We start from the raw sequence: 25371 nt of genomic DNA, 5'->3' as shown, positions 1-25371 counted from the left end.
TCACCTGTATAACCAGTAAGCGGTGGCGTCGATGTTGGCACCACTCGCGATATAACGTTTAAGCGCAGCGGTGTTGCCCATCTGGGTTGCCACCCGCAGAGTCAAAAGCTGTTGCTGCTGCGCCCAGTGAAGCGCCGCCTGCATGAGTTTTTCGCCCATGCCGCGCCCGGCTAATAAACCAATACGCCCCTCGTTCGCGTTGAGCTTACGAAGCGAGACAAATCCCTCAATCTGGCCGTCTGCAGTGCGAAACACCAGGCACACATGGTCAAAGGTGCCTTTTACCGCGTTCTCTACCCACTGGGCGTAGAAACGTCCACTGTCGTCCGGTGCATACCACGGTGCGCGAAAACGGCTCCGGGCAAACGCCTGCGCCGCCATCTGACGCAGCGCGGGGATATCCTGCTCCGTTGCCACTTCCGCACCGGGCGAATCATGACGGGCGAGCGTAAGGGACAGATCAACCTCGCCTTCAACCAGCTGAAAACCTTGTTGCTGGAGCGCATCGAGCAGGTCGGCACGGTCTGCGGGGATCCTGGCCTGCACCCGCGGCCAGGCGGTGAAGTCGGCGTCAGTCAGAACCGGCGCATCGTCGCGCAGGCGCACGATGGCTGATGGCAGACCAAAAAAGGCACTCTCCCACTCAAGGGACTCGAGAACCCCCTTCAGGTGGCTCAACGCCAGACACCTTTCGTATCAACCACGTACTGTTGGCGTACGGCATCACCGGACGTCGCTTTAAATTCTTTATGATCCACCAGCAGCACCAGCACATCCGCCGTCGCCAGCGCCTCATCCAGCGCGGTCAACGTACAGTGGCCCGCCAGTTTTGCCGGCAGTTCATGAATATTGGGTTCAACCACCAGCGTTTCGCCGGTGTGCCAGCCAGCGATCATCTCTGCAATCTCCATCGCCGGGCTTTCGCGTAAGTCGTCAATATTCGGTTTGAATGCCAGACCAAAGCAGGCAATTTTCAACTCACTGGCGCGTTTGCTGCTCTCAGCCAGACAGTCCGCTACGGTGGCTTTCACCTGACTGAGCACCCAGTGTGGCTTGCTGTCATTCACTTCACGCGCGGTGCGGATCAGGCGGGCCTGCGCCGGGTTTTGCGCCACAATAAACCACGGGTCGACAGCGATACAGTGACCGCCCACGCCCGGGCCAGGCTGGAGGATATTCACGCGCGGATGGCGATTCGCCAGGCTAATCAACTCCCAGACGTTAATCCCCTGATCGGCGCAAATCAGCGACAGTTCATTCGCGAAGGCGATATTCACGTCCCGGAAACTGTTTTCCGTGAGCTTGCACATTTCGGCGGTGCGGGAGTTGGTCACCACACATTCGCCTTCAAGGAAAATCTTGTAAAGCGCGCTGGCGCGTGCAGAACAGGCTGGCGTCATGCCGCCGATCACGCGATCGTTTTTAATCAGCTCTACCATCACCTGACCTGGCAGTACGCGCTCAGGACAGTAAGCAATATTGATATCAGCTTGCTCGCCCGCCTGCTGCGGGAAGCGTAAGTCAGGTCGGGCTTGCGCCAGCCACTGCGCCATCTGTTCGGTAGCACCGACGGGCGAAGTGGACTCCAGGATCACCAGAGCCCCTTTTTTCAGGACCGGTGCAATCGATTTTGCCGCCGCTTCGACGTAAGCCATGTCGGGCTCATGGTCGCCTTTAAAGGGGGTTGGCACCGCAATAAGATATGCATCCGCCTCGACCGGCGTCGTGCTAGCACGCAGGAATCCTCCATCAACCGCCTCTTTCACCACGCGGTCGAGATCGGGCTCCACGATATGAATTTCGCCACGGTTAATGGTTTCCACCGCACGCGCGTTGATATCCACGCCCACAACCTGTTTTTGACGGGAGGCAAACGCTGCCGCTGTGGGCAAGCCAATGTAGCCAAGACCAATGACAGAGATGGTAGTAAAACTCATAGCGATACCCGATTGTGTTTAAGTGCATGCAAAATACGGCCACAAGCCTGCCCATCACCATACGGGTTATGGGCCCGGCTCATCGCCTGATACTCTTCGTCGTCGTGCAGCAGGCGCGTCACCTCTTCGACGATCAGCTGTGTATTGGTGCCGACCAGACGTACCGTGCCCGCTTTCACCGCTTCCGGGCGTTCAGTCGTTTCACGCATGACCAGCACAGGCTTGCCGAGAGACGGCGCCTCTTCCTGAATACCACCGGAATCGGTCAGGATCAGCCAGGCGTGGTTCATCAGCCAGACAAACGGCAAATAGTCCTGCGGTTCAATCAGCAGGACGTTTTCTATATGCCCAAGGATACGGTTGACCGGCTCGCTGACGTTAGGATTAAGGTGCACCGGGTAGACAATCTGCACATCCTGATTCTGCGCGGCGATTTCCGCCAGGGCATGACAGATTTGCTCAAAGCCGCGTCCAAAGCTCTCGCGACGGTGGCCGGTGACCAGAATGGTTTTTTTGCCATTGTTCAGGAAGGGGTAGCGTGCGGCGAGTTCTTTCTGAAGATCGTTGTTTGACAGCACGCGGTCACGAACCCAAATCAGGGCATCAATCACCGTATTCCCGGTGACAAAGATTTTGTTGTCGGCAATATTTTCACGCAGCAGGTTCTGTCGTGAATTTTCGGTGGGCGCAAAATGGTACATCGCCAGATGGCCGGTGAGTGTGCGGTTGGCCTCTTCGGGCCACGGCGAATAAAGGTTGCCGGTACGCAGACCCGCCTCAACATGGCCGACAGGAATTCGCTGGTAAAACGCAGCCAGGCTGGTTGCCACCGTGGTGGTGGTATCGCCATGCACCAGAACCACGTCAGGTTTGAAGGACTCCAGAATCGGCTTGAGCTCTTGCAGAATACGGCAGGTTATCTCTGTTAACCCCTGCCCCGGTTTCATAATATTGAGATCGTAATCCGGGACGATAGAAAAGAGAGTTAAGACCTGATCGAGCATCTCACGGTGTTGGGCAGTGACGCACACTTTCGCTTCAATATCAGGATCACTGGCCAGCGCATGAACCAGAGGTGCCATCTTAATGGCCTCCGGCCTAGTGCCAAATACGGTAAGTACTTTCACATCGATTCTCTTCGATTAAACGATGAAGGCCGCAGCCTTCATCGTAGACGGCGTTCTTAGTTAGTGCGACGACGCGTTAACGCCACGCCTGCGCCAGTCAGTGCACCCACAATCCCCCACATGATCATCAGGAATGCGCGGCGCGGACTATCGCGTTTTACAGGTTCTTCAGGCGTTCGCAAATAACGATAGGTCTGAAAACGCGGGTCCATTGTTGGACCGACATTCAGGGTGTTCAGCATCGCGCGGTTTTGATCGTAGTCGAGGTCAAAATCAGGGCCAACGGCCTGGAGGTTTTCCAGTCGAGCCTGCAGCATTGGGCGCCCGAGAAGGAACATTTCTGAATCAGGCAGTTCATCTGCCGGCACGTCCGTCTCAGTGCGGGAAATATTGTGCTGTTCGGCAATTTTTAGCGCCTGCTCAATATTGTGTACACGGCGGGCGAAGATGGCTTTAGCCACCTCTTCCTGACGTTTAACCTGCGCTTTCATCTGGATGGTACGGGCAGCCCAGGCACCTTTCAGCTCTTCATTAAGGTGGCTTGCCGCACGCTGGCTGGCAAAGGCAACGTACTGGCGCAACAGGTTATTGGCATCCGGCGCGGTTTCGGCAATCAGCTTGACGCTGTCGTTGACGTTACGCAGCGCATCTCCCGGCATAAACTGAATGTTGTTAATCATGTCATCCAGCAGCGCGGCATCGGCTTTACTGTTGCCCACCATCCGTTGCTTGTAATAATCCGTCTGGCTCCAGAAATCACGGCGCGTATCCCAGGAAGCCAGCTGCATCACAAACTCTTTATAGGCCTCATCCATGACGGAAGCCTGATCTGGGGTGGCCAGATTGGCTTTGATATCCAGGTTACGCAGGAACTGCTGCTGGGAATAGAACCCCCCGAGCATATTAACCGTTGGTTTATCAGTGATTGCCGTAGCGCTCCACTCTTGTTTTGCAAAGAAGGTGTAGGCCAGCGCTAACAATGCAAACCCCAGCGCGATCCCCGCAATCCAAAGTTTGCCTGCCCACAACACGCGAAACAAACCCCGAATATCCAGCTCATTCTCAGTTACCACTGATTTCGCTCCCGCCAACGGTTGAGTCATCATAGTCCCGGTTTTACTTAGTTAATGTTGTATTGTTGCCACTGTTGCGACGCATCCTGCGTTTAAGACGTTTAATAAACCGCGCCACTTTCCATGCACGCTTAATGCAGTAGCCGTACAGGAAAAACGCTAGCAAGAATAATACCAACATGACCCATTCAGGGATGAAATGAGCATATTCCGCAGCCACCCCAATTGCGGCCAGAATAGCGGCAGCCAGGGTAATCAGCACAAACGCCTGACGTGAAGTAAAACCGGCACGCATGATGAGATGGTGAATATGCTGGCGATCGGGAGAGAAAGGACTCATTCCTTTACGCAGACGACGATACATAATCGCCACCATATCCATTAGCGGAATGGCAATAATCCACAGCGCTGTTACCGGGCTAATCGGGTGGGTTTTACCCTGAGTGGTCTCCAGCAAAATCCAGATAACGGTGAAGCCGATCAGCGTACTGCCCGCATCCCCCATAAACACTTTATAGCGACGACCGAGCGCACCGAGATTTAAGAGGATATAAGGCAGAATGGCGGCAATCATGGCAAAACACCACATCGACAGGCTGTACTGACCATCGAACCATAAAATGATGCCGATTGCGGCAAACGAAACCGACGACAATCCACCGAGCAGGCCGTCAATACCATCCACCATGTTGAACGCATTTATCGCCGCCCAGACGGCAAACAGTGTCAGGAAGAAACCAAAGGGACCCAGTACTAACTCCCAGGGTCCGAATACATAACCCAGGCTTCTCAGATATAGCCCACCAACGACCATCATGATCACGCCAATGGCGGCCTGGACGGTGGCGCGAATTTTTACCGCGATATCGAACCGATCATCCAGCGCCCCGACTAACACCAGGACACCGGCGCAGGCAAGGTAGAGGGCGGCGTGTGGAATATAATAATCCGCAATACCAAACGTGAAACAGATACCAGCGTAAACAGAAATCCCTCCAACCAGAGGAATAAGTCCCTGATGACGTTTACGAAAATTAGGCTTATCCACCAACCCTATTCTTTTGGCCACCTTACGCGCGATGAACAAAAAACAGGTTGTGAATAAAAAAATACTGATTAGCTCAGTAACGGCGGTGAGTAGATTCACAATGGATTGCTCTCAACAAAAGTTAGTCCCGGAAGTATAACCATGAAGCCCCTGCCTCAGAAGTAATAAAGAAGGCTTCTTACAACTCCCTTTGTATATTTTTCAATCAATTATTTCGTTAACTGCACAAACAGTCTTATTGTCGCACTGACTGGTCTGAAATGGGAGTCTGCATTAATAGCGTATAAGCCATAAAAGAAAAACGCCACGTAAAAACGTGGCGCTTGCTGGCTTTATTTGCGTTACGAGCGTTTCATCATATCGAAGAAATCGTCGTTAGTTTTGGTCATCGCCAGTTTGTTAATGAGGAACTCCATTGCGTCGATTTCACCCATTGGATGGATGATTTTGCGCAGGATCCACATTTTCTGCAGCTCTTCCTGGGTGGTGAGCAGCTCTTCTTTACGGGTACCGGAACGGTTATAGTCGATAGCCGGGAAGACGCGTTTCTCAGCAATTTTACGAGAGAGGTGCAGTTCCATGTTACCTGTACCTTTAAACTCTTCGTAAATAACTTCGTCCATTTTGGAACCCGTATCGATCAGCGCCGTAGCGATGATGGTCAGGCTGCCGCCCTCTTCCACGTTACGTGCCGCACCGAAGAAGCGTTTTGGACGATGCAGGGCGTTAGCGTCCACACCCCCCGTCAGCACTTTACCGGAAGCCGGAACGACGGTGTTGTAGGCACGCGCCAGACGGGTGATGGAGTCGAGCAGGATGATCACGTCTTTCTTGTGTTCAACCAGGCGTTTCGCCTTCTCGATAACCATTTCCGCAACCTGAACGTGGCGAGATGCGGGTTCGTCAAAGGTAGAAGCAACCACTTCACCTTTAACCAGACGCTGCATCTCGGTCACTTCTTCCGGACGTTCGTCAATCAGCAGTACCATCAGTACGCAGTCTGGGTGGTTATAAGCGATGCTCTGCGCGATATTCTGCAGCAGCATGGTTTTACCCGCTTTTGGCGGTGCGACGATCAGACCACGCTGGCCACGACCGATTGGCGATGCCAGATCCAGGACGCGAGCGGTTAAATCTTCAGTTGAGCCGTTACCACGCTCCATGCGCAGGCGAGAGTTCGCGTGCAGCGGCGTTAAGTTCTCAAACAGGATCTTATTACGGGAGTTTTCCGGTTTGTCGAAGTTAACTTCATTCACTTTCAACAGCGCAAAGTAGCGTTCACCCTCTTTTGGAGGACGAATCTTACCTGAAATGGTGTCACCAGTGCGGAGGTTGAAACGGCGGATTTGGCTAGGGGATACGTAGATGTCGTCAGGGCCGGCGAGGTAGGAGCTGTCTGCAGAGCGGAGGAAACCAAATCCGTCTTGCAATATCTCCAGCACACCGTCGCCAAAGATATCTTCGCCACTCTTAGCGTGCTGCTTCAGGATGGCGAAAATGATGTCCTGCTTGCGCATACGAGCCTGGTTTTCCAGCCCCATATTTTCGCCGAGAGTGATCAGCTCAGAAACCGGCGTATTCTTTAATTCGGTAAGATTCATAATGGTGTGGGTTCTTAAACTCGGGGTGATACTCGAACTTAATGTTGTGAATGGTATGGCAGGGTCATCCATGCCTGTTTAGCGGCCATCAACTCATGTCTGTTCGCTGTCTGGTCACAGGGAAAAAACGCAGAACTGAAACGACAAGACGGATTGAGTGACAAGCCCGGAATTTAGCAACTTCACGCACTGTTTGTGTCAACAACGGGAAGTATCGGGTAAAACAAGATTCAAACAACAAGATATGTTTAAAACGAAGTCATAGCTAACTTAGCACGACTTCAGCCGGGCGTCCAGAGTTCCACATAATTTAGGCGCTCTGGACGCGCAGCAAAGAAACCTTACGCCAGGTTAGCGTCGAGGAACTCTTTCAGTTGACCTTTGGACAGTGCGCCCACTTTGGTCGCTGCCACTTCGCCGTTTTTGAACAGCAGCAGGGTCGGAATGCCACGGATACCGTATTTTGGTGCGGTGCCCGGGTTCTGGTCGATGTTCAGCTTGGCAACGGTCAGTTTGCCCTGATATTCGTCAGCGATCTCATCCAGAATCGGGGCGATCATTTTGCAAGGACCACACCATTCAGCCCAGAAATCGACGAGTGTCAGCCCGTCAGCCTTAAGTACGTCCGTGTCAAAACTGTCGTCAGTCAGGTGAATAATTTTATCGCTCATATATAACTCCACAGGAATAAGCCTGGTGCGTTGGTTTCGCCCTCATCAACGACGTGTTGATGTCGCATTAACCAACTAAAGGTTGACTTTATTTCACCGGATACGCTTTCGTAAAGCAATAGTAAGCTGATATTCTACCACACTATGAGCAAAACACATTTAACAGAACAGAAGTTTTCCGACTTCGCCCTGCACCCAAAAGTGATCGAAGCCCTTGAAAATAAAGGGTTTCATAACTGCACGCCCATTCAGGCTCTCGCCCTGCCGCTGACGCTGGCGGGACGTGACGTAGCAGGGCAGGCGCAAACCGGTACTGGCAAAACGATGGCGTTTTTAACGTCAACGTTTCATTATTTACTTTCTCATCCAGCGATTGCAGACCGCAAAGTTAACCAGCCGCGCGCGCTAATTATGGCCCCGACGCGAGAACTGGCGGTACAGATCCACGCAGACGCTGAACCCCTGATGCAGGCTACGGGCCTGAAAATCGGCCTGGCTTATGGCGGCGATGGTTACGATAAGCAGCTGAAAGTGCTGGAAAGCGGTGTGGATATCCTGATCGGTACCACCGGCCGTCTTATCGACTACGCAAAACAGAACCACATTAACCTTGGTGCCATCCAGGTTGTGGTGCTGGATGAAGCTGACCGTATGTACGATCTGGGCTTCATTAAAGATATCCGCTGGCTGTTCCGCCGCATGCCACCCGCGAATCAGCGCCTCAACATGCTGTTCTCTGCGACCCTGTCGTATCGCGTACGCGAACTGGCATTCGAGCAGATGAACAACGCCGAATATGTGGAAGTGGAACCCGAGCAGAAAACCGGCCACCGCATCAAAGAAGAACTCTTCTATCCTTCCAATGAAGAGAAAATGCGTCTGCTGCAAACGCTGATCGAAGAAGAGTGGCCAGACCGCGCCATTATCTTCGCGAACACCAAGCACCGCTGTGAAGATATCTGGGGCCATCTGGCTGCAGACGGTCACCGTGTTGGCCTGCTGACGGGCGATGTTGCGCAGAAAAAACGCCTGCGTATTCTTGAAGAATTCACCCGTGGCGATCTCGATATTCTGGTCGCCACCGACGTCGCAGCGCGCGGCCTGCACATTCCTGCCGTTACGCACGTCTTTAACTATGACCTGCCGGATGACTGCGAAGACTATGTACACCGTATCGGTCGTACCGGTCGTGCGGGTGCAAGCGGCCACTCTATCAGCCTCGCGTGTGAAGAGTATGCGCTGAACCTGCCGGCGATTGAGACGTACATCGGCCATTCTATTCCGGTGAGTAAGTACAACCCGGATGCGCTATTAAGCGAACTGCCGCCGGCTAAGCGCCTTACCCGCGCCCGATCCGGCAATGGCCCGCGTCGATCTGGCGCGCCGCGTAATCGTCGTCGCTCAGGTTAAAAAATTATGCTCAGCTCCACCTCGCTTTATGCGGCAATTGATCTCGGTTCGAATAGTTTTCATATGCTGGTTGTGCGCGAGGTGGCGGGAAGCATACAAACGCTGACGCGCATTAAGCGCAAGGTCCGCCTCGCGGCGGGCCTGAGCAGCGATAATCACCTCTCTCCTGAAGCCATGGAACGTGGCTGGCAGTGCCTGCGACTCTTTGCAGAGCGTCTGCAGGATATCCCGCATTCCCAAATCACCGTCGTCGCCACAGCGACACTCCGCCTGGCGGTTAACGCCGTGGATTTTATTGCCAAAGCGCAGGAAATTCTCGGTTGTCCGGTGCAGGTTATCAGCGGTGAAGAAGAAGCGCGCCTGATTTATCAGGGCGTTGCGCACACCACGGGAGGCGACGATCGTCGTCTGGTTGTGGATATCGGGGGCGCCAGTACCGAACTCGTGACCGGCACCGGTGCGCAGGCAACGTCGCTATTCAGCCTGTCGATGGGTTGCGTAACCTGGCTTGAGCGCTACTTTACTGACCGCAATCTGGGTCAGGAAAACTTCGACGAGGCGGAAACTGCCGCACGCGAGGTGTTACGCCCGGTGATGGACGAACTGCGCTACCACGGCTGGAAAGTCTGCGTAGGGGCCTCAGGTACCGTGCAGGCATTGCAGGAAATTATGATGGCGCAGGGCATGGATGAGCGGATCACGCTCGCCAAGCTTCAGCAGCTTAAACAGCGTGCCATTCAGTGCGGGCGTCTGGAAGAGCTGGAAATTGAAGGCCTGACGCTTGAACGCGCGCTGGTATTCCCGAGCGGGCTCGCGATCCTGATCGCCATTTTCACCGAGCTGAACATCAAATGTATGACGCTGGCGGGTGGCGCGCTGCGTGAAGGTCTGGTCTACGGGATGTTGCACCTGTCGGTCGATCAGGACATTCGCAGCCGTACCCTGCGAAACGTGCAGCGTCGTTTCCTGGTTGATATCGATCAGGCAGGCCGCGTGGCACAGCTGGCGTCACGCTTCGCCGATCATGTGGCTAATGCCTGGGATCTGGACCCTTTGAGTCGTGATCTGCTGCTAAGTGCCTGTGCACTGCATGAAATCGGGCTGAGCATTGATTTTAAACAGGCCCCGGCTCATGCCGCTTATCTGGTACGTAACCTCGATTTACCTGGCTATACCCCTGCGCAGAAAAAGTTGCTGGCAACGCTGCTGCTGAACCAGACCAATGCCGTTGACCTCTCCTCTTTGCATCAGCAAAATGCCGTACCGCCGCGCGTAGCCGAGCATATGTGCCGCCTGCTGCGTCTGGCTATTCTGTTTGCCAGCCGCCGCCGCGATGATTTTCTGCCGGCACTCAATCTGGTGGCGGATGACGAAAAACTGTCGCTGACGTTGCCGGAAAACTGGCTGGATAATCATCCGCTTGGGGCGGAGATGGTCGAGCAGGAGTGTCAGTGGCAGAGCTACGTACACTGGGTGCTTGAGGTGAAATAACAGGGCGGACATGCCCGGTAGCGCTACGCTTGCCGGGCGTGTAACAACCTACCCTTTCTCTTTGGCTTTCGCCAGCATGGCGCGGATGTTAGCGACGTTCGCCTGCCCCTTATGCATCCGCTCTTCAGCCGTAATCACTTTACGCTCCTGCTCCCAGATGAGGTCGTCCTGCGGAAGTTCCAGCAGGAAACGGCTCGGCTCCGGGCGCACCAGTTCGCCATATTGTCTACGCTCTTTGCACAGCGTGAAGGTCAGCTCTTTCTGAGCGCGCGTGATGCCTACATAGGCCAGACGGCGCTCCTCATCGACATTATCTTCATCAATGCTGCTCTGGTGCGGCAGTAACCCCTCTTCCATGCCAACCAGATAGACATACGGGAATTCAAGACCTTTTGATGCATGCAGCGTCATCAGCTGAACCTGATCGGCCTCTTCTTCGCTCTCGCCGCGCTCCATCATATCGCGCAGGGTAAAGCGGGTAACCACCTGCGTCAGGGTCATCGGTTCATCAATCTCCGAGCCTTCCAGCATTTCAGTCATCCAGCTGAACAGCTGGTTAACGTTTTTCATGCGCATCTCGGCCGCTTTCGGACTGGCGGAGGTTTCATACAGCCAGGACTCGTAGTCGATACCGTGGATAAGGTCGCGCACGGCGGCGATAGGTTCGCGCTCTGCCAGCCGCTGCACTTCACCAAGCCAGTGGGTAAAGCGGGTTAATGAATCGTAGCCGCGTCCGGTGAGCGTCTGACTCAGCCCCATATCGAAGCTGGCGGTAAACAGACTCTTATTACGCGTCATCGCCCACTCGCCAAGCTTTTGTAGCGTCGCCGGGCCAATTTCCCGTTTCGGGGTATTCACGATACGCAGAAACGCGCTGTCATCATCCGGGTTAGTGAGCACACGCAGGTAGGCCAGAAGATCTTTAATTTCGGGCCGCGAGAAGAAGGAGGTCCCACCCGAAATTTTGTACGGGATGCGGTTTTGCATCAGCATCTTTTCAAAGACGCGTGACTGGTGGTTGCCGCGATAGAGGATCGCGTAATCTTTGTATTCGGTTTTATTGACGAAGTGGTGGGCGATAAGTTCGCCTGTGACCCGCTCCGCTTCGTGCTCTTCATTGTTGGCGCTGAGCACTTTTAGCTCTGTACCGTAACCCAGTTCGGAGAACAGGCGTTTTTCGAACACGTGCGGGTTGTTGGCGATCAGGATGTTCGCGGCTTTAAGGATACGCCCGGAGGAACGGTAGTTCTGCTCCAGTTTGATCACCTGCAGCGCCGGGAAATCTTTGCTCAGCAGGACCAGGTTTTGCGGACGCGCACCGCGCCAGGAGTAAATGGACTGATCGTCATCACCGACCACCGTGAAACGCGCGCGCTGTCCCACCAGCAGCTTCACCAGTTCATACTGGCTGGTATTGGTGTCCTGATACTCATCCACCAGCAGGTAGCGGATTTTATTCTGCCAGCGCTCACGCACCTCTTCATTACGCTGCAGCAGTAGCGTGGGAAGCAGGATCAGGTCGTCGAAATCCAGCACGTTACAGGCTTTCATATGCGCATCGTACAGACCGTAGCAGTGGGCGAAGATCCGATCCCGCTCGCCTTTGGCGATCGCCGCGGCCTGGGCCGGGGTCATCAGATCGTTTTTCCAGTTGGAGATCGTTGAGATCAGCTGTTGCAGCAGAACCTTATCATCTTCGATCAGCCCCTCGGTGAGCTCCTTGAGCAGGGCCACCTGGTCGGTATCGTCAAACAGTGAGAAGTTGGATTTCATCCCCAGCGCGGCGTATTCACGTTTGATGATATCCAACCCCAGCGTATGGAAGGTAGAAATCATCAGACCGCGTGCCTCTTTACGCCCCAGCGTCTGGCCGACACGCTCTTTCATCTCGCGCGCTGCTTTGTTAGTAAACGTCACCGCCGCGATGTGGCGAGCCTGATACCCGCAGCCGCGGATCAGGTGGGCAATCTTATTGGTGATGACGCGCGTTTTGCCGGATCCCGCGCCCGCCAGCACCAGACAGGGTCCAGTGACAAATTCGACGGCTTGTTGTTGTCCGGGGTTTAAACGCATAAATGATCACTCAATGAAAGTCAGGAGGGGAGAATAACAGCGTGGTAGTATAGCGAGCCTAATCCATACCACTCAAGGCACGATCATGGCAAAAACCGCGGCAGCACTGCATATCCTTGTAAAAGAAGAAAAACTGGCTCTGGATCTTCTCGAGCAGATCAAAAACGGCGCCGACTTCGGCAAGCTGGCGAAGAAACACTCTATTTGTCCGTCAGGTAAACGCGGCGGTGATTTAGGTGAATTCCGTCAGGGTCAAATGGTTCCGGCGTTCGATAAAGTGGTCTTTTCCTGCCCGGTGCTGGAACCCACAGGCCCACTGCACACGCAGTTTGGCTACCATGTTATTAAGGTTCTGTACCGCAAATAACAGCAAGGCCTTCTCTGAGAGAAGGCCTTGTACGTTTAGTCAGGTCAGGGCATCAGCCCGCCCGGGTATTAACCTGCTACCGCGATACGTTTCATATCGGTCATGTAGCCACGCAGTTTCTGGCCCACTTTCTCGATTTCATGACCGCGAATGGCTTCGTTTACATCACGCAGCTGCGCGTTATCCACAGCACCTTCCGCAATCGCTTTGCCCAGATCGCCCGGCTGCAGGGTTGTCATGAACTCTTTCAGCAGCGGTACGCAAGCGTAAGAGAACAGGTAGTTACCGTACTCGGCGGTATCAGAGATAACCACGTTCATTTCGTACAGACGCTTACGGGCGATGGTGTTCGCAATCAGCGGCAGCTCGTGCAGTGATTCATAGTAGGCAGACTCTTCGATGATGCCGGAATCCACCATGGTTTCGAACGCCAGCTCAACGCCAGCTTTCACCATCGCAATCATCAGAACGCCTTTATCGAAGTACTCCTGCTCGCCGATTTTACCTTCAAACTGTGGGGCGGTTTCAAAAGCGGTTTTACCGGTCTCTTCACGCCAGGTCAGCAGTTTCTTATCGTCGTTAGCCCAGTCCGCCATCATGCCGGAAGAGAACTCGCCGGAGATAATGTCGTCCATATGTTTCTGGAACAGCGGTGCCATGATCGTTTTCAGCTGTTCAGACAGCGCGTAAGCACGCAGTTTCGCCGGGTTGGACAGACGGTCCATCATCAGCGTAATACCGCCCTGCTTCAGCGCTTCGGTGATCGTTTCCCAGCCGAACTGAATCAGTTTTTCTGCGTATGCCGGGTCTGTACCCTCTTCCACCAGCTTGTCGAAGCACAGCAGAGAGCCCGCCTGCAGCATACCGCACAGGATGGTTTGCTCACCCATCAGGTCAGATTTAACTTCCGCGACGAAAGACGATTCCAGAACGCCCGCACGGTGGCCACCCGTTGCTGCTGCCCATGCTTTGGCGATCGCCATACCTTCGCCTTTCGGATCGTTTTCCGGGTGAACGGCGATAAGCGTTGGCACGCCGAAGCCACGTTTGTACTCTTCACGTACTTCTGTACCCGGGCACTTCGGCGCCACCATCACAACGGTGATGTCTTTACGGATCTGCTCGCCCACTTCAACGATGTTAAAGCCGTGGGAGTAACCCAACGCCGCACCGTCTTTCATCAGCGGCTGCACGGAACGCACAACGTCAGAGTGCTGTTTGTCTGGCGTCAGGTTAACCACCAGGTCTGCCTGGGGGATCAGTTCTTCGTAGGTACCGACTTTAAAACCGTTTTCGGTCGCTTTGCGCCAGGACGCACGCTTCTCAGCAATCGCTTCTTTACGCAGGGCGTAGGAGATATCCAGACCGGAGTCACGCATGTTCAGGCCCTGGTTCAGACCCTGGGCGCCGCAGCCGACGATGACCACTTTTTTACCCTGAAGGTAGCTCGCGCCATCGGCAAATTCGTCGCGCGCCATAAAGCGGCATTTGCCCAGCTGCGCCAGCTGCTGGCGCAAATTCAGTGTATTAAAGTAGTTAGCCATAATGGACTCCGTGATGTTGTGTTGTTGTGCTTATTGTTCGGTTCGCTTTTGCGAGAATGAACTTACTATATGACAGGAAATTTATTGCGGAAATTGATATATTCACAACGTCACGTTGCAATATTTGCAATGTAAAAAGGGGAGTGAAATCAGTGGATTTACGCGATCTGAAAATGTTCCTGCATCTGGCGGAAAGCCGTCACTTTGGGCGCAGCGCCCGGGCGATGCACGTCAGTCCCTCCACGCTTTCGCGCCAGATCCAGCGCCTTGAGGAAGACCTCGGTCAGCCCCTGTTTGTACGCGACAACCGCACCGTCACCCTGACGGAGGCCGGTGAGGAGTTACGGGTCTTTGCCCAACAAACGCTGCTGCAGTATCAACAGCTGCGACACACCATTGACCAGAAAGGGCCATCGCTGTCCGGCGAGCTGCATATTTTCTGCTCCGTGACCGCGGCCTATAGCCATCTGCCGCCGATTCTTGACCGCTTTCGCGCAGAACAACCGTCGGTGGAAATTAAACTCACCACCGGTGATGCCGCCGACGCAATGGAAAAAGTGGTGACAGGCGAGGCGGATCTCGCCATTGCTGGGAAACCCGAAACCCTGCCGGGCGCTGTCGCGTTCTCAATGCTGGAGAACCTGGCGGTCGTGTTGATTGCCCCCGCGTTACCCTGCCCGGTGCGTAATCAGGTGTCGGTGGAAAAACCGGACTGGTCCACGGTGCCTTTTATCATGGCCGATCAGGGGCCGGTGCGCCGTCGTATTGAGCTCTGGTTTCGTCGCCAGAAGATCAGCAACCCGTCGATTTACGCGACGGTTGGCGGGCATGAGGCGATGGTGTCAATGGTGGCGCTGGGCTGCGGCGTAGCACTGCTGCCGGAAGTGGTCCTGGAGAACAGCCCGGAACCGGTGCGTAATCGCGTGATGATTCTGGAGCGCAGTGACGAAAAAACGCCGTTTGAGCTTGGCGTGTGCGCACAAAAAAAGCGGCTGCAGGAGCCGCTTATTGATGCCTTCTGGCAGATACTGCCTAACCACTAGCCCGCCAGGAAGAACCTGAACGCCGGGTTATGGGTTTCATCGTGACACTCATAGCCCAGCTCGTTCAGCCGCGTTTCGAAATCAGGCTCGTGCTCGCCCAGTTCGAAGGCGGCCAGCACGCGTCCATAATCGGTACCGTGGCTGCGGTAGTGGAACAGAGAGATGTTCCAGTGCGTGCCCAGCGTATGCAGGAATTTGAGCAACGCGCCCGGTGACTCCGGGAACTCGAAGCTGTAGAGACGTTCCTGCAGCGGCTTCGATGGACGCCCGCCCACCATGTAACGCACGTGCAGTTTCGCCATCTCATCGTCGGAGAGATCCACGACGCTGTAGCCACCTTCGTGGAGCAGGTGGAGGATCTCTTTACGCTCTTCCAGACCACGGCTTAACCGTACACCGACAAAAATGCAGGCATCTCGGGCGTCGGCAAAACGATAGTTAAACTCCGTGACTGAACGGCCGCCCAGCAGCTGACAAAACTTCAGGAAGCTGCCCTTCTCTTCCGGGATGGTAACCGCCAGCAGCGCTTCGCGTTGCTCACCCAGCTCGCAGCGTTCGGAAACATAGCGCAGACCGTGGAAGTTCACGTTGGCACCAGAAAGGACATGCGCCAGACGCTCGCCGCGGATGTTGTGCTGCGCGATGTATTTCTTCATCCCCGCCAGCGCCAGCGCACCGGAAGGTTCCGCTACCGCACGCACATCTTCGAACAGATCTTTCATTGCGGCGCAGATGGCGTCGCTGTCGACGGTGATAATATCGTCGAGATACTCCTGGCAAAGACGGAAGGTTTCATCGCCAATGCGTTTAACCGCCACGCCTTCAGCAAACAGCCCGACGCGTGGTAAGTCCACCGGATGACCGGCATCCAGCGCCGCTTTCAGACAGGCCGAGTCTTCCGCCTCAACGGCAATCACTTTAATTTGCGGCATCAGCTGTTTGATCAGCACCGCTACGCCCGCCGCGAGGCCGCCACCGCCAACCGGCACGAAGACGCGGTCGAGATGCGCATCCTGCTGCAGCAGCTCAAGCGCCAGCGTCCCCTGCCCGGCAATGACCATCGGATGATCGAACGGCGGCACCCAGGTAAACCCCTGTTGCTGCGCCAGCTCTATCGCTTTGGCTTTGGCTTCGTCAAAGTTTGCGCCGTGGAGTAACACTTCACCGCCGAAACCGCGTACGGCATCCACTTTGATATCGGCAGTAGCAACCGGCATAACAATCAGCGCTTTCAGCCCCAGGCGCGCTGAGGAGAACGCGACGCCCTGCGCGTGGTTGCCCGCAGAGGCGGTAATTACCCCCCGCGCTTTTTGCTCGTCGGTCAACCCGGCCATCATCGCGTAGGCGCCACGCAGCTTGAAGCTGTGTACCGGCTGGCGGTCTTCGCGTTTCACCAGAATCACGTTGTCGAGGCGCGAGGAGAGTTTTTCCATCTTCTGCAGCGGCGTGACCTGTACGGCTTCATAGACCGGTGCACGTAGCACCGCCCTGAGGTATTCCGCCCCCTCAGGGGCGGCGGATAACGGTTGCGACTCGGCCATCATTAGCCCCCAAGTTTCGATTTGTCGCGCACCGCGCCTTTATCTGCACTGGTGGCAAGGCTCGCATAGGCACGCAGGGCAAAGGAGACGTCGCGCTGGCGATCTTTTGGCGTCCAGGCTTTGTCACCGCGAGCCTCCTGGGCTTCACGACGCGCCGCAATGTCCTGGTCGCTCAGTTTCAACTGAATACCGCGATTCGGGATATCAATTTCGATCAGGTCGCCATCTTCAATAATCGCGATGTTGCCGCCGCTTGCCGCTTCCGGTGACACGTGGCCAATGGAGAGACCAGACGTACCGCCAGAGAAACGTCCGTCGGTGATCAGCGCACAGGCTTTACCGAGGCCCATGGATTTCAGGAAGGTGGTGGGATAGAGCATCTCCTGCATGCCCGGCCCGCCTTTCGGCCCTTCGTAGCGAATGACAACCACGTCGCCTTCCACCACTTTGCCACCGAGAATAGCCTCTACCGCGTCGTCCTGGCTTTCGTACACTTTTGCCGGGCCGGTGAATTTGAGAATACTGTCATCCACGCCTGCGGTTTTTACAATACAGCCGTTTTCTGCAAAGTTACCGTAGAGAACGGCCAGACCGCCGTCCTTGCTGTAGGCATGTTCCAGTGAGCGAATACAGCCTTCTGCACGATCGTCATCCAGCGTGTCCCAGCGGCAATCCTGTGAGAAGGCCTGGGTGGTACGAATACCTGCCGGGCCGGCGCGGAACATCTTTTTCACCGCATCGTCTTTCGTGAGCATGACGTCGTATTTGTCCAGCGACTCCGGCAGCGTCAGGCCGAGCACGTTTTTGACGTTGCGGTTCAGCAGCCCGGCGCGATCCAGTTCACCGAGAATACCCAGTACGCCACCCGCACGGTGGACATCTTCCATGTGGTATTTCTGGGTACTCGGCGCAACTTTACAGAGCTGCGGTACTTTGCGGGACAGCTTGTCGATATCGCTCATGGTGAAGTCGATTTCAGCTTCCTGCGCAGCGGCCAGCAGGTGGAGAACGGTGTTGGTGGAACCGCCCATGGCGATATCCAGCGTCATGGCATTTTCAAACGCGGCTTTGCTGGCGATATTACGCGGCAGCGCGCTTTCATCATCTTGCTCGTAGTAGCGTTTGGTCAGCTCAACGATGCGTTTACCGGCATTGAGGAACAGCTGTTTACGGTCGGCGTGGGTCGCCAGCAGCGAGCCGTTGCCCGGCTGAGACAGACCCAGCGCTTCGGTCAGACAGTTCATGGAGTTCGCGGTGAACATACCTGAGCAGGAGCCACAGGTTGGGCACGCAGAACGTTCAACCTGATCGCTTTGTTCATTAGAAACTTTTGGATCCGCGCCCTGAATCATCGCATCGACCAGGTCGAGCTTGATGATTTTATCGGAAAGCTTGGTTTTACCCGCTTCCATTGGACCGCCGGAGACGAAGATCACCGGAATGTTCAGACGCAGGGAAGCCATCAGCATCCCCGGGGTAATTTTGTCGCAGTTGGAGATACAAACCATGGCATCCGCGCAGTGGGCGTTCACCATATACTCCACCGAGTCGGCGATCAGCTCACGCGACGGCAGTGAATAGAGCATACCCCCGTGACCCATCGCGATACCGTCATCCACCGCAATGGTGTTGAACTCTTTCGCCACACCGCCGGAGGCTTCGATTTGCTCGGCAACGAGTTTGCCGAGATCGCGCAGGTGCACGTGGCCCGGCACAAACTGGGTGAAGGAGTTCACCACGGCGATAATAGGCTTACCGAAATCGGCGTCGGTCATCCCGGTGGCGCGCCACAGTGCGCGGGCACCCGCCATGTTACGGCCATGAGTGGTGGTGGCGGAACGATACTTAGGCATGCTTTATTTACTCCCGTCTGACTATTGAATGGGACGGTGCGTGCCGTCCCATATTTATGCTTATTGATTAACCTGATCCAGCCAGCCGTATTTATCTTCCGTTTCACCGGTGAAGAGGCCAAAGAAGGCTTGCTGAATACGTTTGGTGACCGGACCACAGCGGCCAGCACCAACCTGAATACCGTCTACGCTACGAACCGGCGTAATTTCCGCCGCGGTACCGGACATGAACACTTCATCGGCCAGGTACAGGGATTCGCGGGACAGGACCTGCTCACGGACTTCGATACCCAAATCTTTTGCCAGCTTGATGATGGCGTCACGGGTAATACCCGGCAGAGCGGAAGAGGTAAATGGCGGCGTAAACAGAATGCCGTCTTTCACTTCGAACAGGTTTTCACCTGCACCTTCAGAGATATAGCCATTCACGTCCAGCGCGATACCTTCCTGATAACCGTGACGGCGCGCTTCGCTACCGACCAGCAGTGAGGAGAGGTAGTTACCGCCCGCTTTTGCCGCCGTCGGGATCGTGTTTGGTGCCACGCGGTTCCAGGAAGAAACCATTGCGTCGATCCCCTGCTCCAGGGCTTCAGCCCCCAGATAAGCACCCCACGGGAACGCAGCAATGATCACATCGGTGGTATAACCGGCTGGCGGGTTCACGCCCATGCCTACATCACCTACAAACACCAGCGGACGAATATAGGCACTGGTGAGGTTGTTCTTACGAATCACGTCGCGGCAGGCTTCCATCAGCTCATCCACGCTCTGAGAAACCGGGAAACGATAAATTTTGGCTGAGTCATGCAGACGCTGCATGTGTTCGCGATGACGGAACACCACTGGCCCTTTGTGTGAGTCGTAGCAACGGATGCCTTCGAAGACAGAGGTACCGTAATGCAGCGCGTGGGACATAACGTGGACTTTCGCGTCCTCCCAGCGAACCATCTCACCATTGAACCAAATGTAATCAGCTTTTTTTGTCGTCATTTTCTCTTCCTGTCGCGCTTAAGCACGGATCTGTTGTGATGTGGTTGTGCTCTGGCAGATGGCAACATGTGCAACGTCTACCAGTTTTGTTAACTGACTAAACAGTAAGTCGACCGACCGCGGGCTGGCAACGGTTAATTCGATACTGATATTTTGAGCATCAGTGGCCGTCTCCATATTCATAGAGCAAATCTGAAAGCCACGGTGACGCACCACACGCAAAACGCGTTCTAATGTCTCTGGATTGAAGCGAGCCTGCACGGCGACCTGATGTTGCATCATGATAATTTCTCCAGCATTTGTGAGTTACTGGCACCTGGCGGTACCAACGGCCAGACATTCTCAAGCTCGTCGATTGAGACATGAAGCAGGTACGGCCCTTCGCTTGACAGCATGGTGTCGAGTGCCGCTTCAACCTGGTCTTTACGGGTGATGTGCTGGCCAGGGATACCAAAGGCGCTGGCCAGAATGAGGAAATCGGGGTTATCCGTCAGGGTAGTCTCACTGTAGCGTTCCTGGAAAAACAGCTGTTGCCACTGACGAACCATTCCTAAACGCTGGTTATCGAGCAAGACGATTTTCAACGGTAACTGCTTGCGCTTAACGGTGCCCAGCTCCTGAACGTTCATCATGAAAGAGCCGTCACCGGAGATACAGATAACCGTATCGTTCGGGCGGGCAACCTGCGCCCCTACCGCGGCAGGGAGACCGAAGCCCATCGTCCCTAAGCCGCTGGAGGTAATGAAGTTTTCCGGGCGCGTGTAAGTCATGTGCTGTGCTGACCACATCTGGTGTTGGCCTACATCCGTCGTGATCACACAGTCTGCCGGTTTACGGTCGGACAATTGCTTTAACAGCAGTGGCGCATAGATGGCGTCACCAGGATGGTCGTAACGCCAGGTATGTTCAACGCGCATTTCGGCGGTGTGCTGACGCCATGCGTCGATTTTCAGAGGCTGCTGTAAAGCCGGTAATAACGCGTTGAGATTGCCCTGCAGGGCCACATGCGCCTGACGCAGTTTGTTCATCTCCGCCGGGTCGATATCCATGTGGATCACGTTGGCATTCGGCGCGAAGGTATTCAGCTTGCCGGTGACACGATCATCAAAACGGGCACCTACGGCGATCAGCAAGTCACACGCCTGCACGGCCAGGTTCGCCGCTTTGGTACCGTGCATCCCCAGCATGCCCAGATAATACGGATAGTCCGCATCTACCGCGCCAAGACCTTTCAACGTACAGGTGGCGGGCATTTGCGTAACCGCGATGAATTCGCGCAGGGCGGGAACGGCCTGTGCCATACCAACCCCACCCCCTACGTACAACATCGGTTGTTTAGCGTGGGCAATCATCTGCCGCGCCTCTTCCACCGCGGCGTGCGGGAATGCATCGTCGCTTTCAACGGTGGAGAAGTGCGGTTCCAGATCGCCCAGAGCAACCTGGATATCTTTCGGGATATCAACCAGAACCGGTCCAGGGCGACCAGAGTTTGCCACCTCAAACGCCTCTGCCATCACACGCGGCAGCTCTTCCAGAGACTGAACGAGGAAGCTGTGTTTGGTGCAGGCCAGTGACAAGCCGAGCACGTCCACTTCCTGGAAGGCATCAGTACCAATGAGGGGCGAGGCCACCTGACCGGTGATGGCGACAACGGGAACGGAATCAAGCAGTGCATCCGCCAGGCCGGTGATCAGGTTTGTGGCACCCGGCCCTGAGGTTGCCATGCAGACACCGGTTTTACCGGTGGCACGTGCATAGCCAATGGCGGCCATCGCTGCGCCCTGCTCGTGTCGGCACAAGAGGTGTTCCACGCCGCCGTCATACAATGCATCGTAAATCGGCATTATTGCGCCCCCCGGATAACCGAAGACAGTGTCGACTCCCTGTGCGCGCAACGCATGTACTACCCACTGTGCACCATTCATAGTTAGTTCCCCGTCATAAATCGGGAGAAACAGAATTTTGTGCTATTAGTCATTCTCTGCTCCTCGTGTAAGTTTTTTAGTCATAAAAAAACCCCCGGACCTTTCGGTGCGGGGGTCTTAGTTCGTTAAGGCTTGATTTCTAAGCCTTTCCTCGTCCAAGTGCAGCCCCGCACGGTGGGATAATAATCACCACCACGCTAATCACGACCAGGCTAATCACTCGTAGAAGGGCTGTCATTTTCAGTTCTTTTTGCATCTTGTTCGAAGGAATACCTAAAGAGGTATCACAGTTTTTAAATCAAACACAAGATTTATTTATGGCTGGTTTCGTTAGTCTGCGAATCATATTTTCTGAACGTATTGTTTTATATGGAGAAATTAGATAGTGAATATTTTTCATTTTTTCAGCACGGACAGAGCGGCATGTCGCCTGTTCATTTTTTTGCGAGCAGGGTTCCACAGAAAAGAAAAGGTTACATCTTGACGTTAAAACCTCGGAAGAGGATGCGTAAATCCGCTAAATGTGGCTAAACATGCATATCGGTCACGGGCATAGTCATCTCCTGAGGAGGTGCTTATGTCACTGTCAGTTGTTTATACCCGAGCGGCCATTGGAGTAAAAGCACCGCTTATTTCGGTAGAAGTTCATCTCAGCAACGGGCTGCCCGGGCTGACGCTGGTTGGATTGCCGGAGACCACGGTAAAGGAAGCCAGAGATCGGGTGCGCAGTGCGATTATTAATAGCGGTTATACCTTTCCGGCAAAGAAAATCACCATCAACCTTGCGCCTGCAGACTTGCCTAAAGAGGGAGGGCGATATGATTTACCTATCGCTATAGCGCTCCTCGCCGCCTCTGAGCAGCTTAACAGCAGCAGACTAGGCGCATATGAGTTCATCGGTGAACTGGCGCTCACAGGCGCGCTGAGGGGCGTTCCTGGTGCCATCTCGGGTGCGCTGGAGGCCATTCGCGCAGGTCGACAAATCATTGTTGCCAATGAAAATGGTGCAGAAGTGAGCCTGATAGCCGAGAGAGGATGTCTGCTAGCCGGGCATTTACAGGAAGTGTGCGCGTATCTTGAGGGGCAACATGTGCTGTCAGAGCCGGAAGAATCAGGCGATCCCCTGGCAGAAAGCCCGGACGATCTGAGCGATATTTACGGCCAGGAGCAGGGGAAGCGGGCGCTGGAGATTACCGCTGCTGGCGGACATAACCTGTTGCTGATTGGCCCACCGGGTACAGGAAAAACGATGCTGGCGAGCAGGTTGAATGGTTTACTGCCTCCACTTAATAACCATGAAGCGCTGGAAAGCGCGGCGATATTTAGTCTGGTGAGTTCAGTGTCATTGCAAAAACAGTGGCGACGTCGCCCGTTTCGCTCTCCGCACCACAGTGCCTCACTGGCGGCCATGGTCGGCGGTGGCACCATACCAGGGCCGGGAGAGATCTCTCTGGCGCACAACGGCATCCTGTTTTTGGATGAACTGCCTGAATTTGAACGCCGCGTTCTGGATGCGCTGAGGGAGCCCATCGAATCGGGTGAGATCCATATCTCCCGTGCACGCGCCAAAATAAGCTATCCCGCGCGGTTCCAGCTGGTAGCGGCAATGAACCCCAGCCCATCGGGCCATTATCAGGGAAACCACAATCGCTCCACGCCTGAACAGACGCTGCGCTACCTGGGGAAGTTATCTGGTCCTTTCCTGGATCGTTTCGATTTGTCGCTGGAAATCCCCTTGCCTCCTCCCGGCCTGCTCAGCCAGAGCAGCGCCAGAGGAGAGAGTACGGTGGAGGTTCGCGAGCGGGTTATCGCCGCGCAGGCCCGGCAGTATATGCGTCAACATAAGCTGAATGCCCGTCTGGATAACGCTGAGATTCGGCAGTTTTGTCCTCTTAAGACTGAAGATTCATGCTGGCTGGAGGATACGTTGACGCGCTTTGGACTTTCCATTCGCGCATGGCAGCGTCTTATAAAAGTCGCCCGCACCATCGCCGATGTGGAAAAGTGCCCTGACATTGAGAGGCGGCATCTGCAGGAAGCGTTAAGCTATCGTGCGATCGATCGCTTACTCCTGCACCTGCAAAAGTTACTGGCATAAAAAAAGGGGCCACAGCCCCTTTTCTTGTTAGTCGTCAGACTCAGTGTAGTCTTCAGCACCTTCCATCTGCGGCTTACCGCCAGACAGCGTATGGAAACGCTTTGGACGCTTAATGCGTGCCATATACTTGATCCATACACGTTCTGCTTCAGACTGTGGCTCACGCTCGCCACGGCAGACTGCGACAAACTGTTTTTCGTCTTCAGTTGCAGGCTCACGTTTACCCAGATCCAGCTCGTTAAAGGCATAACCATGACGCTCAAGCATCTGCGCCTCTTTGATGGTGAAATCGCCGTGACGAGAGAACCCGCGTGGATAATTTTTATTGTCGAAAAAACGATTAGTCGTCGTAAAGCTTTCCGCCATCCTACACGCTCCTAATTCTTTGGCCGAGCTATTTATGGCGCGGAGTATTAGTTACGCTTGACAGAGTGTAAAACAAAACATTTAAATCATAACGACAAATTATTTTGCGGAGAAAGATGTGGATACGGAATTGCTAAAAACTTTCCTGGAAGTGAGCAGAACGCGCCACTTTGGGCGAGCAGCGGAAGCCCTTTACCTGACGCAGTCAGCGGTCAGTTTTCGTATTCGACAGCTGGAAAATCAACTGGGTGTGAACCTTTTTACCCGCCATCGCAACAACATACGCCTCACGCCAGCCGGTGAAAAACTGCTGCCGTATGCAGAGACCCTGATGAACACCTGGCAGGCGGCACGTAAAGAGGTTGCGCACACCTCGAGGCATAACGAGTTCTCCATTGGGGCCAGCGCATCGTTGTGGGAATGTATGCTCAGTCAGTGGCTGACCCGGCTCTACCCTTCCCACAACCATTTGCAATTTGAAGCGCGGATTGCGCAACGTCAGTCGCTCGTTAAGCAACTGCACGAGCGCCAGCTGGATCTTCTGATCACGACCGAAGCCCCCAAAATGGACGAATTTAGCAGCCAGATTGTTGGCCAGTTTGGCCTTGCGCTTTATGCCTCCGAGCCTTCAATGATGAAAGCCGACCTGACCTATCTGCGTCTGGAGTGGGGGCCAGATTTCCAGCAACACGAGGCGGGATTGATTGCTCCGGATGATGTGCCACAGTTAACAACCAGCTCTGCGGAGATCGCCTGTCAGCAGCTCTCCTTGCTGAAGGGGTGCACCTGGTTACCTGTTCGCTGGGCAGACACGAAACCCGGGTTGCATACCGTTGTGGACTCCACCACGCTTTCCAGACCGCTGTATGCCATCTGGCTCCAGAACAGCGATAAGCAATCGCAGATAAAAGATCTTCTAAAAATTAATATTATGGATTGATGCATGCGCCAGCAGAAATGCTGGCTGCAACGTCTGAAGAGGGGACTGGCGTCTTTCAGGCAAAAAAAAATCCTTTGCCGAAGCAAAGGATTATATATGGCAGGGGCGGAGAGACTCGAACTCGCGACACCCGGTTTTGGAGACCGGTGCTCTACCAACTGAGCTACGCCCCTAAAGTCTTTTGCCATTAAGCCTGCCGGGTAGGCAGGCTTAATGTCTTAATAAGTGGCGGAACGGACGGGACTCGAACCCGCGACCCCCTGCGTGACAGGC

The 25371-nt window shown here is 54.7% G+C and carries 23 protein-coding genes and 1 tRNA gene; 6 read left to right on the top strand and 18 right to left on the bottom strand.

Annotated features, from left to right (window positions below):
• The 7 genes from rffC to trxA all read right to left on the bottom strand — a co-directional run bounded on the left by rffC (position 1) and on the right by trxA (position 7457).
• Positions 1-678, bottom strand: a complete 678-nt coding sequence (rffC, locus tag QRN24_RS19505; RefSeq protein ID WP_014172151.1) for a dTDP-4-amino-4,6-dideoxy-D-galactose acyltransferase — start codon at positions 676-678, stop codon at positions 1-3.
• Positions 675-1937 carry a UDP-N-acetyl-D-mannosamine dehydrogenase gene (gene wecC, locus QRN24_RS19500; RefSeq protein ID WP_193163606.1) on the bottom strand — a complete coding sequence of 421 codons (1263 nt, stop codon included), beginning with the start codon at positions 1935-1937 and terminating at the stop codon, positions 675-677. Before wecC ends, rffC begins: the two co-directional genes overlap by 4 nt.
• Positions 1934-3064 (bottom strand): non-hydrolyzing UDP-N-acetylglucosamine 2-epimerase, encoded by a 1131-nt coding sequence (wecB, locus tag QRN24_RS19495; protein WP_032679224.1) that lies wholly within the window; start codon positions 3062-3064, stop codon positions 1934-1936. Before wecB ends, wecC begins: the two co-directional genes overlap by 4 nt.
• Before the next feature lie 56 nt (positions 3065-3120).
• Positions 3121-4167 (bottom strand): ECA polysaccharide chain length modulation protein, encoded by a 1047-nt coding sequence (gene wzzE, locus QRN24_RS19490; protein ID WP_020882894.1) that lies wholly within the window; start codon positions 4165-4167, stop codon positions 3121-3123.
• A 13-nt stretch (positions 4168-4180) separates the two neighbouring features.
• Positions 4181-5284, bottom strand: coding sequence for a UDP-N-acetylglucosamine--undecaprenyl-phosphate N-acetylglucosaminephosphotransferase (wecA, locus tag QRN24_RS19485; protein WP_014172155.1), 1104 nt, complete (start codon positions 5282-5284; stop codon positions 4181-4183).
• Between the two features lie 242 nt (positions 5285-5526).
• Positions 5527-6786 (bottom strand): transcription termination factor Rho, encoded by a 1260-nt coding sequence (rho, locus tag QRN24_RS19480; protein WP_008501566.1) that lies wholly within the window; start codon positions 6784-6786, stop codon positions 5527-5529.
• A gap of 341 nt (positions 6787-7127) precedes the next feature.
• A complete protein-coding gene (gene trxA / locus QRN24_RS19475; protein WP_004386384.1) occupies positions 7128-7457 on the bottom strand; it encodes a thioredoxin TrxA in 330 nt (109 codons plus the stop codon).
• A gap of 144 nt (positions 7458-7601) precedes the next feature.
• Here trxA and rhlB point away from each other — a divergent pair, with 144 nt between their 5' ends.
• Positions 7602-8867, top strand: coding sequence for an ATP-dependent RNA helicase RhlB (rhlB, locus tag QRN24_RS19470; RefSeq protein ID WP_014172158.1), 1266 nt, complete (start codon positions 7602-7604; stop codon positions 8865-8867).
• 6 nt (positions 8868-8873) lie between these two features.
• Positions 8874-10358 carry a guanosine-5'-triphosphate,3'-diphosphate diphosphatase gene (gppA, locus tag QRN24_RS19465; RefSeq protein ID WP_252069010.1) on the top strand — a complete coding sequence of 495 codons (1485 nt, stop codon included), beginning with the start codon at positions 8874-8876 and terminating at the stop codon, positions 10356-10358.
• 48 nt (positions 10359-10406) lie between these two features.
• Here gppA and rep read toward each other — a convergent pair whose 3' ends face one another.
• Positions 10407-12431, bottom strand: a complete 2025-nt coding sequence (rep, locus tag QRN24_RS19460; protein WP_014172160.1) for a DNA helicase Rep — start codon at positions 12429-12431, stop codon at positions 10407-10409.
• 85 nt (positions 12432-12516) lie between these two features.
• On the opposite strand from rep, the gene ppiC reads away from it, so the two are divergent.
• Positions 12517-12798: a peptidylprolyl isomerase PpiC gene (ppiC, locus tag QRN24_RS19455; RefSeq protein ID WP_008501570.1), complete on the top strand. Its 282-nt coding sequence runs from the start codon at positions 12517-12519 to the stop codon at positions 12796-12798.
• A 68-nt stretch (positions 12799-12866) separates the two neighbouring features.
• Here the strand turns inward: ppiC and ilvC are convergent, their stop codons facing one another.
• Complete coding sequence (gene ilvC, locus QRN24_RS19450) at positions 12867-14342, bottom strand: ketol-acid reductoisomerase (RefSeq protein WP_014172161.1); 1476 nt, start codon at positions 14340-14342, stop codon at positions 12867-12869.
• A gap of 152 nt (positions 14343-14494) precedes the next feature.
• Between ilvC and ilvY the strand changes: the two genes are divergently transcribed.
• The gene (gene ilvY, locus QRN24_RS19445) at positions 14495-15385 is read left to right on the top strand and encodes an HTH-type transcriptional activator IlvY (RefSeq protein ID WP_020882896.1); all 891 of its coding nucleotides are present in this window, start codon (positions 14495-14497) and stop codon (positions 15383-15385) included.
• Here the strand turns inward: ilvY and ilvA are convergent.
• The 7 genes from ilvA to ilvL all read right to left on the bottom strand — a co-directional run bounded on the left by ilvA (position 15382) and on the right by ilvL (position 21932).
• Entirely contained in the window at positions 15382-16926 is a 1545-nt protein-coding gene (ilvA, locus tag QRN24_RS19440; protein WP_025202773.1) for a threonine ammonia-lyase, biosynthetic, read from the bottom strand. The genes ilvY and ilvA overlap by 4 nt on opposite strands.
• 2 nt (positions 16927-16928) lie before the next feature.
• Positions 16929-18779, bottom strand: coding sequence for a dihydroxy-acid dehydratase (gene ilvD / locus QRN24_RS19435; protein WP_284942972.1), 1851 nt, complete (start codon positions 18777-18779; stop codon positions 16929-16931).
• Between the two features lie 60 nt (positions 18780-18839).
• Positions 18840-19769, bottom strand: coding sequence for a branched-chain-amino-acid transaminase (gene ilvE, locus QRN24_RS19430; protein ID WP_025202772.1), 930 nt, complete (start codon positions 19767-19769; stop codon positions 18840-18842).
• A gap of 18 nt (positions 19770-19787) precedes the next feature.
• Positions 19788-20051 carry an acetolactate synthase 2 small subunit gene (gene ilvM, locus QRN24_RS19425; RefSeq protein WP_014172166.1) on the bottom strand — a complete coding sequence of 88 codons (264 nt, stop codon included), beginning with the start codon at positions 20049-20051 and terminating at the stop codon, positions 19788-19790.
• Positions 20048-21694, bottom strand: a complete 1647-nt coding sequence (gene ilvG, locus QRN24_RS19420) for an acetolactate synthase 2 catalytic subunit (RefSeq protein ID WP_151887066.1) — start codon at positions 21692-21694, stop codon at positions 20048-20050. Before ilvG ends, ilvM begins: the two co-directional genes overlap by 4 nt.
• 2 nt (positions 21695-21696) lie before the next feature.
• Entirely contained in the window at positions 21697-21747 is a 51-nt protein-coding gene (ilvX, locus tag QRN24_RS19415; protein WP_102046757.1) for a peptide IlvX, read from the bottom strand.
• 86 nt (positions 21748-21833) lie between these two features.
• Positions 21834-21932 carry an ilv operon leader peptide gene (gene ilvL / locus QRN24_RS19410; protein ID WP_001311244.1) on the bottom strand — a complete coding sequence of 33 codons (99 nt, stop codon included), beginning with the start codon at positions 21930-21932 and terminating at the stop codon, positions 21834-21836.
• 339 nt (positions 21933-22271) lie between these two features.
• Here ilvL and QRN24_RS19405 point away from each other — a divergent pair, with 339 nt between their 5' ends.
• On the top strand, positions 22272-23792 hold the full coding sequence (locus QRN24_RS19405) for a YifB family Mg chelatase-like AAA ATPase (RefSeq protein ID WP_049023041.1): 1521 nt from the start codon (positions 22272-22274) through the stop codon (positions 23790-23792).
• A gap of 27 nt (positions 23793-23819) precedes the next feature.
• Here QRN24_RS19405 and QRN24_RS19400 read toward each other — a convergent pair whose 3' ends face one another.
• Positions 23820-24158, bottom strand: coding sequence for a MaoP family protein (locus QRN24_RS19400; protein ID WP_014172168.1), 339 nt, complete (start codon positions 24156-24158; stop codon positions 23820-23822).
• Positions 24159-24276: 118 nt separating this feature from the next.
• Between QRN24_RS19400 and hdfR the strand changes: the two genes are divergently transcribed.
• Positions 24277-25098 (top strand): HTH-type transcriptional regulator HdfR, encoded by an 822-nt coding sequence (gene hdfR / locus QRN24_RS19395; RefSeq protein ID WP_014172169.1) that lies wholly within the window; start codon positions 24277-24279, stop codon positions 25096-25098.
• Between the two features lie 97 nt (positions 25099-25195).
• Here hdfR and QRN24_RS19390 read toward each other — a convergent pair.
• Positions 25196-25271 (bottom strand) — tRNA-Trp (locus QRN24_RS19390).
• Positions 25272-25371 lie beyond the last annotated feature (100 nt).

It is taken from the genome of Enterobacter sp. MEB024 (assembly GCF_030209635.1).
Taxonomy (GTDB): Bacteria; Pseudomonadota; Gammaproteobacteria; order Enterobacterales; family Enterobacteriaceae; genus Enterobacter; species Enterobacter ludwigii.
Note: the sequence above shows the minus strand (reverse complement) of the source record. Positions and strands in the feature narration are given on the sequence as shown.